Source organism: Corynebacterium sp. HMSC06G04 (genome assembly GCF_001807365.1).
GTDB lineage: Bacteria > Actinomycetota > Actinomycetes > Mycobacteriales > Mycobacteriaceae > Corynebacterium > Corynebacterium simulans.
In genome coordinates, this window is record NZ_KV788599.1 from 24,936 (window position 1) to 37,940 (window position 13,005).

Consider the following 13,005-nt stretch of genomic DNA (forward strand, 5'->3'; position numbering starts at 1 on the left):
TTAATTTCTGCTACTTGCTGCGGGCTAAGAGCGGGCTTGCGGCCTTTGTACTTGCCTGCCTTTTCGCTCACAGGCGAGAACTCTCATTTATGAGACATTGGGAATCCCGCAATTCTCATTCCACCAGCGAGAGTATTCCACATGTTGTAGGGTGCGGCTCATCTGAGAAGCGGGATGTCAGGGTAGTGTGTATCATCGCTTTGGTCCGCCTATCGATACAGAAAGATTCTATCATGAATCGAGTCACGCTTCTGACAGTTGCGTCTCTAATCACTGCAGGTATTGCCCCCGCAGCTTCTGCCGAAACGGTTGAACAAGCAGAGAAAACTCCTGTTTGGTCTGAAGAGCAATTTGATAGGTCTCTTAAGGAGATCACTCCTAAAGAGAAGAAGCAGCTTGAGCTAATTAGTAGCGTCGGTGAACATATTGATTACGACGAGGAGGGTAACCTCAAGTCCGATCTCAACGATGATCAGCTCCGTAGTGACTATGGTTTTGAAGACAAAGATGTCAGTTTTTTCCACTCAGTGCTTGCTGAGGATGAAAGCATTGTTCAGCACCAGGAAAACGAGCCAAAAATTGTTACTACATATGATCACAAGCTCGGCCACATATCAAATAACGATCTGAAGGTTGGGGCGGCTGCAACTCTTACCGCAGCGGCAATGGAAGGGCCAGCTGCTCTTGAGGCGGCATTCTTTGCTTGGGGTGCTGTAACAGGCGGGCCGATCGGAGCTGCTATTGCTGCCGCTGCCGGTGTTCTTGGGGCAGCTTATTTTATCGATCTTGCTGCTAAAATCACAGGGGCGGTCGTGCAGGGTAAAGGTATTACCTGGTATTCTAAATGGGGATTTCCGCCAATTACCGCAGAGATTGAGGATGACTAATGCGGATGGATAAAGATCCAAAGTTTATTCGCTTTCCAGAATCTCTGTGGGCTTTTGTCACTATATTCCCCTCGGATATTATTGAGAAACATGGAGTTGAACACTTTTTCAATTCTGGATATTTGTGGATCTATTCAATATTGGGAGCAATCCTTTTTGGTATTTCCATGATCATGGGTGAAAAAGCGGTATCTCCTTGGATGCATCGTGTGCGTTCCATTTTCCTCTTTGCTGCAACGATAGCTATTACAGCTTTCTTCCCTAGCTTGGTTGGGCGAATAGTCGTAGCGTTCCTAGCCATCTGCTACTTTTTCTGGCCCAATAACCATATAGCCTTTCGTCGAGCAGCGGCCTGATCGGTGTTTTAACTGGAGCTAGCAGTCTATTAATCACTTGATAAAAAGTGATAGGATCTTGCTAAACTGTCTTCCAAAATTTGGCCACAGTACCCATGCGGGTACTGTGGCCAAATTAGTGCATCTATCAAAAAGGGTACATAAGGGTTAAGTGGCTCTTCCGGTTTAGTGATCGAGGACAGCATAGTTATTGGCGACAATGTTGATACTGATGGAGCTTTAGCTCGAGCTATCGGTGCGGATTTCCTCCTTTTTCACGCACGCCAAGATGGGAAATGGGCATAAAAGGAAGACTGTCCACAAGTCGGCACAAAACTGCGCTGCTTTAGGCGTTTTTCAACGCCCTCTTAACCGTTGGTAACGCCCTCTTAACCGTTGGTCTAGAGACACCAAACTCTCTCATAGTGTCTGGAATAGACGGATACTTCCCAGTCTGAAGCAGAGTGTCATCGAAGTAGTTGGCAATCTGTCGAGCGGTGGCACGACCTCCAGTGGCACGCTTGATGTTCGTTTCTTCCAACGCTGTACGCCGTACTTGGACGTACTCACCTTCTGGGTCTGTTTTCCAGCGTTCTTCTGCTTTCTTGCCGCCTCTGCGCCCCATAGTGGCCAGTGCTTTACGCTCACTGCTCGTGGCTTGACCTGGCGCGTTAGAGCCGCTGTAGGCATCACTCTTGGAGAGGGTGACATACCCACGCACGCGCCTTGCCATGGTTTGGCGGTCGCGCATGGGTGGCATCTCGTTGTCGCGGCCTGCCCCGCCGTGGGTATATGCGACGTTGTAGCCGTGCTCGTAAGCATTGATGATCGCTGCGTCTGTCAGGCGTTGTCTTGCCGGCGCAAGCGGTGACCGGTCTTACGCGCATGCCTAAAGGCTGCTTCGTCGCGTGCTGCGGTTCCTTGGGCAATCCCGAGAACGCGCACGCCATCGATAAGTTCCGGGTCGTACTGGTCGAGTCCACCGGCGATTTCCGCGTCTACGCCCTTGGCAAGCGCTTTGAACGCCAGGTACCCATGATGGTCGCCCTAATTGTCCTCGGGGCCCATCACAGGAACCAACTCGTACACCACGCTAACGGACGCAATCGCCGACGGTTACGCCATCGAGAAGCATGCGCTCACTGTGCAGCTCACCGCTGATGACGCGCGCGGCGGTGGCAGCGAAGGCGTCGCTAAGCCGGCGTGCTCAATGTGCAGTTCATAGCCCAACACCGTCATGACCTTGTACAAGCCGCCACAGCCCGCTACCAGCGCACTACCAACACGCTGCAATTTGTCCTAATATGGGGCAAATGAATGCGGAGACTCTGTGCTTGGAAACCACGGCAATTGAACAGTCCTCTTATCTCGAACAGGCCCCTCGCCTAAGCCTTGACCCAAAGACTCGCATCCTGGATATCGCGCTGCCAGACCTCATGGAGCACGAACTGAAGCAACCGCAGTGGCGCGTCGAATCCCACTTCATCGATCGCCCACACTCCGTCCGCGTCTTCGAAGCCGGCGAGCGTCTGCGCGTGGGCATTCCCGGCCCCTTCAAGTCCATCCAGGTAACCCTCATGGACGGCGAGGAACCACTCGCACCGGAGTTTAACTTCACCGGCATCAGCAGCGATGCACCGTTTATCATCCACGATCAGACCACGCTGCTCGCCCCACAGGGCACCCTGGAGGATGCCACGCCGCTAGCTATCTGGGCGGGCTGGGAGTTTGGTCCACTGCCACAGCGCGTAGAGGTGCCACAGCGCGAGCCGGTGGACATCGATAAGCAAGTGTTCTTTGAGTGGGACTTTTCCGTAAAGACCTTGACCAATGCGCAGGGCTTGGACGGCGAGCCGATTTATACGCACTCGCCGAAGGTAACGCTGCACCAAGAAGGGGAGTGGCGCCTCGATTTGGTCTATGCGCCTGTCGACGGCGAGCAGGAAGAGATCTCCGAGCAAACCCTCGGCACCGGCGTGGCAGAGGCGTTTCCCTCCGATCTCTACGAGGATCCATGGGTCGGCCGCTACGAGGTCTCGCTGTACCACGAGGACACGCTTGTCGACGTCCGCTTTATCTCCATGGCCGAGGGCCTGCACATGCGCGCAAAGAACGAGGGCCCGCGCGGTACCGACTTCCGCTTCATCGATGCTTTGGGCAAGCACTCCGCGTTTGGTTACCTGCTCGCCTCGCCGCCGAAGAAGCCGATCGTACTGGATAAGAAGGCACGCACCTTCCAGGAGACGGAGGTTTCCCGCCGCGAGGTAGTGGCCAGCGAGGCCGGCTACGAGCTGGAATTCGACGTCATCCCGGAGGCCCTTTTCACCCGCGTCAAGCGCATCGGCTTGGAGCCGACCATCCACTACGAAAAGCCGGTCATCCTGGCAGGTCAACTGGACCAGGACGCCCAGTTCAGCGTCCATTCCCCGCGCCCGCTACCGCTGGCGAAGTTCGTCACCATCGACTCCCGCCAAAAGATCAAGGAGCTCGCGCGTACCTCCCGCACCACTCAGCCGGTACGCAACCTGTCCGTGCCGAATGGCGCTTTGGTCAGCGCCGTGCGCAAGCAGGCTTCCTGCGAGCTGTTCCTCATGTGGTCCACGCTGTCCTACGAGGATTACCTCGCCGAGCTGCCTGAGAAGGAGCGCGCCGCGCACCTGAGCCGCAGCATGGAGCGCCGTGTGCTGGAGTACGAGGCATCGGCTTCCTCGAGCCTCATCTATGCTGCGCTGGCTACCGTCCGCAAGTCCCCATTGGCCAGCCGCGGCCTGATTGGGGAGGGCATCGAGATCGAGCAGAACCTCGAAGAACCCGTTGACCTCGTGGGATGGGCGTGGCCTTTGGCTAACCCAACCGTTGCCCCAACCCGTCTTGAGCCAAACGAGGCCGGTTTCGAAGCTCCTGAGCTCGAGGGCACTTTGCTTGTCGACGTCCGCGAGCTACAGGCTTCCTCCAACCTCGCCGCCCCGGCGCGCCCGTCGAGCGCCTCACTCGTAGTGGGCACCGACGCCGCCGAGCCGGCCTTGGCCTCGAAGGAGTGGACCCCGCTCGAGCTCTGGGATGCTTTCCGTTCCCTGCACGTGCTCTCGCAGCGCAGCCCGAATCCGCGCCTGCAGGCGATGTTCGACAGCATCATCGACAATCTGCGCCTCGACCCAGCCGCAGCCGTGCAGGCACTGGGCCAGTCGGGTGTGAGCGTTAACCAGCAGGCTCGCTCCCTGGTGCGCACCCGTTTGTTCCACATGGACGTCGCCAGCGATAACCCAGCAACGGATAACTACCCGGGCCTTTTGGGCGCCGTCGCATCCGATGCCGCGCTGCCGGAAAAGCTCGCCACAGCGCGCACCTCGGGCGTCGACAGCCTGACGCGCCCGATGCTGCTCGCGGCCGCCACCACACCGAGCCCCTCGCCTGAGGTAGATGACCTCACCAGCGAGGCCGCCCGCATCGTCGCGTTGCGCGAATGCTTTGCCAACAACGGCCCGCTCGATGCCCTGGGCACCGTGGAGAAGCTGCGCAAGGATGCAACGGCCCTGACCTCGATTGTTCAGGAAGCCGGCGTGGACATGTCCGTGAGCCACACGCTCATCGCGCTGAGCGCCTTTGGCAGCGGCAACACCGCCGACGAGCTCAACGCCGCCGCGTGGATGCCGTATATCTCCTACGCCTTCGCGCTGGCCTCCCGCGCGGTGGCGCACGGCGCTATCCCAGAAAACGCCCTGCTGAAGGAGGACATGCCCATGCTTGCCGACGTCATGCCGCTCGCCCCGCGCCTGTTCTTCTACGACCTCGTGACGGCCGAAGCTCTCTTCCGCGATCGCGGCATGTGAGCGCGTGAGGTGTGCCACAATAGGTGAGCATGAAGGTTATCTCCACGAACGTCGCTGTCCGCCGCCCCGAGCCGCATGGGCGACACGAGTACACGGGCATCGATAAGCAGCCACGCCCCTTCCTGGACCTGGAGATACCTGGGCCCAACTACGGTGACGGCTCCGGCGTGGTGGGGGATTCCATCGGTGACCACGCCCACCACGGCGGTGCCGAGAAGGCCGTCTACGCTTATGCCCGCGAGGAGCTCGACTACTGGGAGGGCACGCTCAACCGCGTGCTGCGAGATGGCTACTTCGGGGAGAACCTCACCACCGAGGGGATCTCCTGGCCGAATATGCTGATCAACCAGCAGATTCAGGTGGGGGAGTGCGTGCTCGAGGTCTCCATTCCGCGCACGCCCTGCGCCACCTTCTCCGGCTGGATGGACGAGCCCGGCTGGCTCAAGTCCTTCACTGAGCGTGGCGATTGCGGTTCCTACCTGCGCATCATCGAGCCTGGCCGCATCACTTCTGGCGATGAGATTACGCTCATCGGCCGCCCCGACCATGACATCACCATGGGCATGGCCTTTGCCGCCAAGATGGGGGACAAGGAGCTAGCCCGGCGCGTCGTCGACGCCGGCTGCCTTGCCGCAGTCCACCACGATCAGCTGGTCAAGCGCCTGCAGCCCCGCGGTTAGCTAGCCATTCATAGGTTGTCGCTTGTGAACCGCGCGTGCCATCCATACGCACGAATCGTGCCTTCACCAGTGACTTCAGCGCATATCGGACCTGCGCTCGAGTAAGGTTTGTGGCTGTTTCTATTTCGCCGATAGACAGCGGTTGTGCCGCCGTACGCAGCGCCTCCGCTACGCGCGGGGCGTTAACACCCAGGCGTTCCAAGGTCACTGGTGCATCCACTCGTCGTTCCGGGCCGGTGCCTGATTCCTCCTTGCGTAGTGGCTCCCAGATACGGGCCTCTCCACGAGTGTCCGGCCGCCACATCTTCACCGTAAATTGCACGCCAGAATCTATCAGGTCAGGCTCCGGTAGTCCTTGCTCTCGCGCGGCATCCAGCATGAGCTGCACGCCGCCGCCTTCGCCCTCAATAACAAAAGAGCCATCGTCTGCTTTGAGATATCGGCACAGTCTATAGAGCCGCTGGTTAATCTCCTGGCGCGCCAGATCTCTCGACTTGAGCTGTTCAACCGTCAGATCCCGTAGGCCTCCTGGACTGGAGATAACCATCTTGTCCGGTAGTAGGCGGACATCAATCGATTTACCCGCACCCAACGTATTTGGCCCAAGATCACGGTGCACCAATGCATTAGCCACGGCCTCTCGAATGGCCGGAAGGGGAAGTTCAGGAACTTCCACCATTGATCCGTCCTCTCGATATCGCCGTACGGCGGCTAAACGTTGCCTTACCCATCCCATTACCGAGTTCAACAGCACCGGAACGGGCCCCTCAAAGGTCTCCAACCCCAGCACTCGCCCGTGCTTCGAACCATTTGGTAGCCTTTGCGCCACCGTTACTGCTAAGGAGGGAAAATGTCCTTGGGGATAGAAACCCAGCGCATACAGGCCAGCAAGGGTCAGCTCTCCAGTCGCGGTCGTCACCGCTAGCGCCCGTAAGACGTCCTCATCTTGAGTAAGTCCCGATAGTCGCCGATTCTTTTTCCGCGCCTGAACCAAGAAATCTTGCACCACGTCGCTATCTAGGTCTGCAAGGCTCGTGCCTTCCACAATCGTCGTGTCATAGGACACTGCCTCTTCGGCATGCAGCTTTGCCACGTCCATCATGCGCAGCTCCGAGGCACTCATACGGTAGTCCCCATCAGCCATTCGAAGATACGCTTCTCCCCTGTAGATAGCAGGCTTATCAATAATCGGAAGACCCGTAACCTCCGCAATCACGACATGCGTGCCATCTATTGCCACACTGTCGGTATGCACTGTGACTGGAGGGGTGATGGCATGACGCGCCTGCGAGGCCAGAGCAGCCTCCATCTCCGAAGGATTCTCAATGCCAGTGACAATGAATCCTTCCTTCTCATTGACACCGAGAATGATAAGGCCGCCACTCGGCATGTTTGCGAACGCGCACAATGTCTGCGGTAGAGAGTCCGGAATGCCCCCTTGAGCGGTTTTGACCTCGACTGTTGTTGAATCACCGCCGCGCAACTCAAGCTCAGCCAATAGCTCTCTCAGCTGATTCTCGGACCAATTGTTCACGATGAATACCCGCCCTCAATGTTAACAATGACGGCTCAATGCTAACTTCATTCCTCTTCAATGACAAGAGTTCTCATTGATCTTCCCATTGAGGTGTCATTGACATTCTCATTGAGGCCAAATTATGGCCCTGAAACCCCGTATGTTTAAGCTTTATCTAGCGCATAAACCGCAATGAGTGGTTGGATAAGAGTTATCCAACCACTCATTTGCTGTCTGACGAATGGATAGCCTCTACAAGCCTCACTACGTTACCGAGAGCTGGATCCCCGAATCAGGCTCCGGCACTCCCCGGCGCGATAAGGCCGGAGGCCCTTTTTAGGTCTATGTCCCTGACCATCTTGCTAGTAAGGCGTGGACTTTTCCCCAGAACTCACCAGCCGGGCAGCGCGTATCGAGCGAGACATTTTGGGGCTCAACCGCCATGCGGCTTCAGGCCAGTTGGAGTCTGTGGCCCGCCTGCTCATGCGTTCTGAAGCTATTTCTTCCTCACGCATTGAGGGTATTGCACCCAACGTCGATAAGGTTATCCTCGCGGAACTCGCCCAAGTAGAAGAAGTCCGCGGCTTTAAGGAAGGCGCGGAAGAGGTTGCCCGTAACCTTACCGTTCTGCGTTCCATCGAGCAGAGCTTTGCCACCGAACCGACAATCTCCATCGAGCTTCTTGAAAAGCTTCAAAGAGAGTTGATGGGGGAGAAGGGTTCTATTCCCACTGGACTTCACACTATTCAAAACTGGATCGGAGGAGGTAACCACACACCTATTGGTGCCGAGTTCATCCCAGCACCCCCACGCCTAGTCCGTGACCTCGTTGAAGACCTGTGCCTTTACCTAGATGGCGCTTAGCACGGTGCTCTCATCCAAGCCGCGATTGCTCACGCTCAATTCGAAACGATTCACCCATTTTCAGATGGCAACGGCCGTGTGGGCCGTGCTCTCATTCATGGGATTCTTCTGCGTCGCGGACTTACTGAATACACCATTCTGCCGGTAAGCCTCCTCCTCGGTACGCGGTCCAAATCGAAAGCTACCTGCCTTTTCGCACCATCGAGCGTTGTAAAATCCTCACCATGGAGCGCACGTATAAGTGGGAGCATGTCGAGACTCCTCTCATCCGGAACGAGGCCGCAGTTCATTTTTTAGGAGCCGGTTTGACCGCTTCCGGAGTGCAATACGGCGATGGATACGAGGCCACGTGGGAGCTGCGCGCCGCGGAGAACTGGGTGACCGAACGTGTGTCGGTGAACGTTGAAGGCGACGGATGGGGGCGAAGCCTCGAGCTGTTTAGGTCCGAGCAAGGCGTGTGGTCGGCGGAAACCAATGAAGAGGGCGCCCAGCCTGAAGATCTGCCCTCCCCCGGTATCGTCCAGTCAGCCGACCTGAAAGCCGCACTCGATTGCGATCTCGGTCTGTGCCCTCTCACCAACACAATGCCTATTCGTCGCTTGACGCTGCTTGAGACTCAGGTTCCGAAAACGCAGCTGATCATGGCTTGGATTGATATGCCGTCCCTCCAGGTGATCGCATCAGACCAGTACTACAGCTCCGTCGATGCTGAAACTGTCCGATACAAAAGCGGAACACGGGGAGTCGACGTCGAGTTGGAGGTCGACGGTGACGGAGTGGTCGTACACTACCCTGATCTCGCACGGCGGGTCTGATCCGGAAACAACTCTAACTAAGCTGGGCGGTATGAACGACCTGACCATCGCGCCTGGCCCAGGGATCCCCGGGGGTCTGGTCATCGTCGCCGCCGACCTGACGGAGCGGTTCGCGAAGTCGTCGGGACCAGGCGGCCAAGGCGTCAATACTACGGACAGCAAAGTGCAGCTTTCCGTCGATATCGCTACGTGCTCATCGCTTTCCGACGCCCAGCGTCGCCGCGTCCTTCACAACCTCGAGCACCGCCTAGACGGCACCGTCCTTACCGTTACCGCATCGACCCAGCGATTACAGGTACGCAACCGCGCCGAGGCACGCGAACGCATGGCCGCCCTCTTGCGCGAGGCGCTCGCTCCGCCTCCTCCTCCGCGGCGCAGGACCAAGCCGACGCGGAGCTCGGTACGACGCCGTCTCGAAGCGAAAAAGCGGCGCTCGGAACTCAAGTCCACGCGACGGCGGCCCCAAATTCCCTAGTTCGAACCATCCGCGTGCATATCCTCACGCTGACGGACCTGGTTCGGGTAACCGCTACGCTGAGACAGCTTGGACCGGGTGAATCCGCTCGATTTCCGAGAGGGTCTTGTCTTCCGCCACGTCCAAGTCATATTGAGCCTGTAACCCGAGCCAGAACTGGGGGCTCATCTCGAAAAACTTCGCTAGACGAAGGGCCGTGTCAGCGGTTACAGCGCGCTTACCGTGAACAATTTCGTTGATCCGGCGGGGCGGAACGCCGATGGAGACGGCGAGCTTGTGCTGGGTGATCCCCATTCCTTTAAGGAAGTCCTCCATGAGGATCTCACCGGGGTGAACCGGAGGGAGCTTGTCAGTGGTAGTCAACGATCTCAACCTCCTCTGGCCCCGCGGCGGACCACCGAAAACAGATCCGCCACTGGTCGTTGATTCAAATGCTGAACTTACCCCGCTGATCACCTTTCAACGCCTCGAGCCGGTTTCCCGGGGAATCCGTAACTCATCAAGAGTCTGCGCGTACCCAAGCTGGCGCAGCTTCCACAGACGCTCAGTGTCCTTGTCAGCGAACGACTGGATCATGCTTCACCCTATCCCCCATAACGCGAAGCATCAATAACGCTACACGTTAAATTTGAACTCCACGGTATGTTGTTGCAAAGTTACTTTCTCGTTAGCCTGCAACAATCAGAAAACTGCAATTACGTCAGCACACAGAGAACATATGGGCGCATGGAAACACGTAAAGGTTTTGCGGGATGGCGTAGACGTCAACGTGAAGATTCTGAGAACCTCGCCGCCCACGTCGCTCCCGCGTTGGGTGGCAGCCGAACCACAAAGGATCAGTCATCTTCTATCCCATCGACTAATTCCTGCAGGTCGCCGGACCTTCGCGCAACCGTCAGTTCAGTGCATTTTGAATAGTTCAGCGCACGTTGTATTGTTCAGTACATGCTGACTATTGCTTCACGCCTCGACGTCATGAACCGGCTCGGCCGGGCCATGGCTGATCCGACGCGTTCCCGAATCCTGATGACCCTACTCGACGGTCCGGCCTACCCGGCCGAGATTTCGCAAAGCTTGGATCTGACGCGCTCGAACGTCTCGAACCACCTGTCCTGCCTACGCGATTGCGGCATCGTCGTCGCTGAGCCGGAGGGCCGTAAGACCCGCTACGAAATTGCCGATCCGCACCTCGCGGCGGCGCTCGAAGCGCTGGTCAACGCGACGCTGGCCGTCGACGAGAATGCCCCCTGCATCGACACTGAGTGCTCGGTGCCCGGCTGCGGCGAGAAAGGAACGGACGCATGAGTTCAGCATGTGGATGCGAACACGAACCCGCCACGGAGATCGAAGAGCTCGATCGGCCATGGTGGAAGGACCCCGAGCTACTGCTACCGATCTTCTCCGGCGTAGCCCTCATTACAGGACTGGCGCTGGACTGGTCCGACTTGGAGACGCCCGCAACGGTACTGTATTGGCTTGGCCTGCTGTTAGGCGCTTACACGTTCGCACCTGGAGCGATCCGGAACCTTGTCACGAAGCGCAAGCTCGGCATTGGCTTGCTTATGACGATCAGCGCTGTCGGCGCGGTGATCCTTGGTTTCGTCGGAGAGGCCGCGGCGCTGGCGTTCCTGTACTCGATCGCCGAGGCGCTTGAAGACAAGGCGATGGACCGGGCCCAAGGCGGACTGCGGGCACTGTTGAAGCTGGTACCGCAAACCGCGACCGTCCTGCGCGACGGTACGACGGCCGAGGTCGCTGCGAAGGACCTTGAGGTTGGCGAGCTAATGGTCGTACGCCCCGGGGAGCGGATCGCCACGGACGGCATCATTCGGTCCGGACGCTCCAGCCTTGACACCTCAGCGATCACCGGAGAATCCATTCCGGAGGAGGTTGCGCCCGGCGACGAGGTACCCGCGGGAGCGATCAACTCCGCCGGTGTGCTGGAGGTCGAGACGACCGCAGCTGGAACGGACAACTCGCTGACCACACTCGTCGACCTCGTCGAGCAGGCGCAGGCGGAGAAGGGCGACCGCGCCCGGATCGCCGACCGAATTGCCCAACCCCTCGTGCCCGGGGTGATGATCCTGGCAGTGCTGGTCGGCGTGATCGGCTCGCTGTTGGGCGACCCAGAGACTTGGATCACCCGTGCGCTGGTGGTCCTGGTCGCAGCGTCGCCGTGCGCGCTGGCAATCTCCGTGCCGCTGACGGTCGTGGCCGCGATCGGCGCGGCCAGCCAGTTCGGAGTAGTCATCAAGTCCGGCGCGGCGTTCGAGCGACTCGGCGGCATCCGTCACCTAGCGGTAGACAAGACCGGAACTCTTACCCGCAACCAGCCCGAGGTTACCGGAGTGGTCCCGGCAGACGGATTCGATCGGGCGCAGGTGCTTTCCTTCGCGGCGGCGGTTGAGCAGCAATCGACGCACCCCCTCGCCGCGGCGATCGTGGCAGCGGAGCCCGAAGCGCCCACCGCCTTGGATATCAGCGAGGAAGCCGGTCATGGCATCGGCGGCACCGTCGAAGGCCGACGGGTGCTGGTCGGCAGCCCCCGATGGATCGACGCCGGGCCACTGAAGGCGGACGTTGAGCGTATGGAGTCCGAAGGCCAGACCTGCGTCCTAGTCACCGTCGATGACGCTCTCGCCGGGGCGATCGGGGTGCGCGACGAGTTGCGGCCCGAGGTGCCCGATGCCGTGCAGTCCCTGCACGACAACGACGTGGAAGTGAGCATGCTCACCGGTGATAACACTCGCACCGCTCGGGCGCTGGCTGAAATCGCCGGAATCGACGACGTGCGCGCCGAACTGCGACCGGAGGACAAGGCAAGCATCGTCGCCGATTTCTCCTCCAAGACGCCGACGGCGATGATCGGCGACGGCATCAACGACGCGCCGGCACTGGCGGGCGCAACGGTGGGCATTGCGATGGGAGCGACCGGCTCTGACGCCGCGATCGAGTCCGCTGACGTCGCCTTCACTGGCCACGACCTCCGGCTGATCCCGCAGGCGCTGCAGCACGCCCGCCGAGGCAGCAGGATCATCAACCAAAACATCGTGCTGTCTCTGGCTATCATCATCGTGTTGATGCCACTGGCGATCAGCGGTGTACTGGGCCTGGCCGCCGTCGTGTTAGTACACGAAGTCGCCGAAGTCATCGTGATCTTGAACGGCCTGCGGGCTGCACGAGCGAAACGCTGAGGCTGTGACCGGCAAGTCTTATAAGGGTTAAACCACGCGCCGAGCGCACACACACGTTGGACCAGGCGAGTCATTCGAGTTCACCACCTGGTCCTTCTCGATGCGTGCAGGCACGGGAACTGTGGGTGAACCTAATAGTTCAACGGCCCGATAACGCTTGCAGATTCTTCACACGAGGTAGCGGAATGGACCGAGGCCGAACGAAAACCGGAGTTAGAGACAGCGCTCTTCAACCTACCCCCAATAACGCGAAACGTCATTAGCGCCTCGCGTTACACGTTGAACTTGAACTCGACCACTTCGACATCAGTCGCCAAGAAGTCTTCCGGTGGTGCATGCGCTACAACACCCGCAGACAGCACTCCTGGTGCAACTTTCTAGCCCCCAATGACTTCGAAGCACTCACATC

General features: G+C 58.7%; 13 protein-coding genes and 1 pseudogene. 11 read left to right on the forward strand and 3 right to left on the reverse strand.

Going from position 1 to position 13,005, the window contains the following annotated elements; genetic code table 11:
• Positions 1–233 precede the first annotated feature (233 nt).
• The 5 genes from HMPREF3158_RS03145 (at position 234) to HMPREF3158_RS03165 (ending at position 5,732) form a co-directional block, all read left to right on the forward strand.
• On the forward strand, positions 234–887 hold the full coding sequence (locus tag HMPREF3158_RS03145) for a hypothetical protein (RefSeq protein ID WP_070497302.1): 654 nt from the start codon (positions 234–236) through the stop codon (positions 885–887).
• 5 nt (positions 888–892) lie between these two features.
• Positions 893–1,243 (forward strand): hypothetical protein, encoded by a 351-nt coding sequence (locus tag HMPREF3158_RS03150; protein WP_141740984.1) that lies wholly within the window; start codon positions 893–895, stop codon positions 1,241–1,243.
• Positions 1,244–1,411: 168 nt separating this feature from the next.
• Positions 1,412–1,528, forward strand: coding sequence for an HAD hydrolase-like protein (locus tag HMPREF3158_RS13340; protein WP_141740985.1), 117 nt, complete (start codon positions 1,412–1,414; stop codon positions 1,526–1,528).
• Positions 1,529–2,535: 1,007 nt separating this feature from the next.
• Positions 2,536–5,052 carry a hypothetical protein gene (locus tag HMPREF3158_RS03160; RefSeq protein ID WP_070497304.1) on the forward strand — a complete coding sequence of 839 codons (2,517 nt, stop codon included), beginning with the start codon at positions 2,536–2,538 and terminating at the stop codon, positions 5,050–5,052.
• A 29-nt stretch (positions 5,053–5,081) separates the two neighbouring features.
• Positions 5,082–5,732: an MOSC domain-containing protein gene (locus HMPREF3158_RS03165; RefSeq protein WP_062036603.1), complete on the forward strand. Its 651-nt coding sequence runs from the start codon at positions 5,082–5,084 to the stop codon at positions 5,730–5,732.
• Here HMPREF3158_RS03165 and HMPREF3158_RS03170 read toward each other — a convergent pair.
• Positions 5,707–7,266 carry an ATP-binding protein gene (locus tag HMPREF3158_RS03170; protein WP_062036601.1) on the reverse strand — a complete coding sequence of 520 codons (1,560 nt, stop codon included), beginning with the start codon at positions 7,264–7,266 and terminating at the stop codon, positions 5,707–5,709. The two genes, HMPREF3158_RS03165 and HMPREF3158_RS03170, sit on opposite strands and share 26 nt — an antisense overlap.
• A 354-nt stretch (positions 7,267–7,620) precedes the next feature.
• On the opposite strand from HMPREF3158_RS03170, the gene HMPREF3158_RS13095 reads away from it, so the two are divergent.
• The 4 genes from HMPREF3158_RS13095 to arfB are packed head-to-tail and all read left to right on the forward strand — an operon-like array spanning position 7,621 to position 9,402.
• Positions 7,621–8,112, forward strand: coding sequence for a Fic family protein (locus HMPREF3158_RS13095; RefSeq protein WP_235591226.1), 492 nt, complete (start codon positions 7,621–7,623; stop codon positions 8,110–8,112).
• A 48-nt stretch (positions 8,113–8,160) separates the two neighbouring features.
• Positions 8,161–8,409: a Fic family protein gene (locus HMPREF3158_RS13310; protein ID WP_305764085.1), complete on the forward strand. Its 249-nt coding sequence runs from the start codon at positions 8,161–8,163 to the stop codon at positions 8,407–8,409.
• A complete protein-coding gene (locus tag HMPREF3158_RS03185; protein ID WP_201057350.1) occupies positions 8,337–8,927 on the forward strand; it encodes a putative glycolipid-binding domain-containing protein in 591 nt (196 codons plus the stop codon). The genes HMPREF3158_RS13310 and HMPREF3158_RS03185 overlap by 73 nt, the downstream gene beginning before the upstream one ends.
• A gap of 31 nt (positions 8,928–8,958) precedes the next feature.
• Positions 8,959–9,402 carry an alternative ribosome rescue aminoacyl-tRNA hydrolase ArfB gene (arfB, locus tag HMPREF3158_RS03190; protein WP_062036597.1) on the forward strand — a complete coding sequence of 148 codons (444 nt, stop codon included), beginning with the start codon at positions 8,959–8,961 and terminating at the stop codon, positions 9,400–9,402.
• A 54-nt stretch (positions 9,403–9,456) separates the two neighbouring features.
• Here arfB and HMPREF3158_RS03195 read toward each other — a convergent pair whose 3' ends face one another.
• A complete protein-coding gene (locus HMPREF3158_RS03195) occupies positions 9,457–9,765 on the reverse strand; it encodes a HigA family addiction module antitoxin (protein WP_082787649.1) in 309 nt (102 codons plus the stop codon).
• Positions 9,752–9,978, reverse strand: a pseudogene (locus HMPREF3158_RS03200) (type II toxin-antitoxin system RelE/ParE family toxin). Before HMPREF3158_RS03200 ends, HMPREF3158_RS03195 begins: the two are co-directional and overlap by 14 nt.
• 369 nt (positions 9,979–10,347) lie before the next feature.
• Here HMPREF3158_RS03200 and HMPREF3158_RS03205 point away from each other — a divergent pair.
• On the forward strand, positions 10,348–10,707 hold the full coding sequence (locus HMPREF3158_RS03205) for a Cd(II)/Pb(II)-sensing metalloregulatory transcriptional regulator CmtR (protein ID WP_062036595.1): 360 nt from the start codon (positions 10,348–10,350) through the stop codon (positions 10,705–10,707).
• Positions 10,704–12,596, forward strand: a complete 1,893-nt coding sequence (locus tag HMPREF3158_RS03210; RefSeq protein ID WP_062042866.1) for a heavy metal translocating P-type ATPase — start codon at positions 10,704–10,706, stop codon at positions 12,594–12,596. The genes HMPREF3158_RS03205 and HMPREF3158_RS03210 overlap by 4 nt, the downstream gene beginning before the upstream one ends.
• The last annotated feature ends 409 nt before the right edge of the window (positions 12,597–13,005 follow it).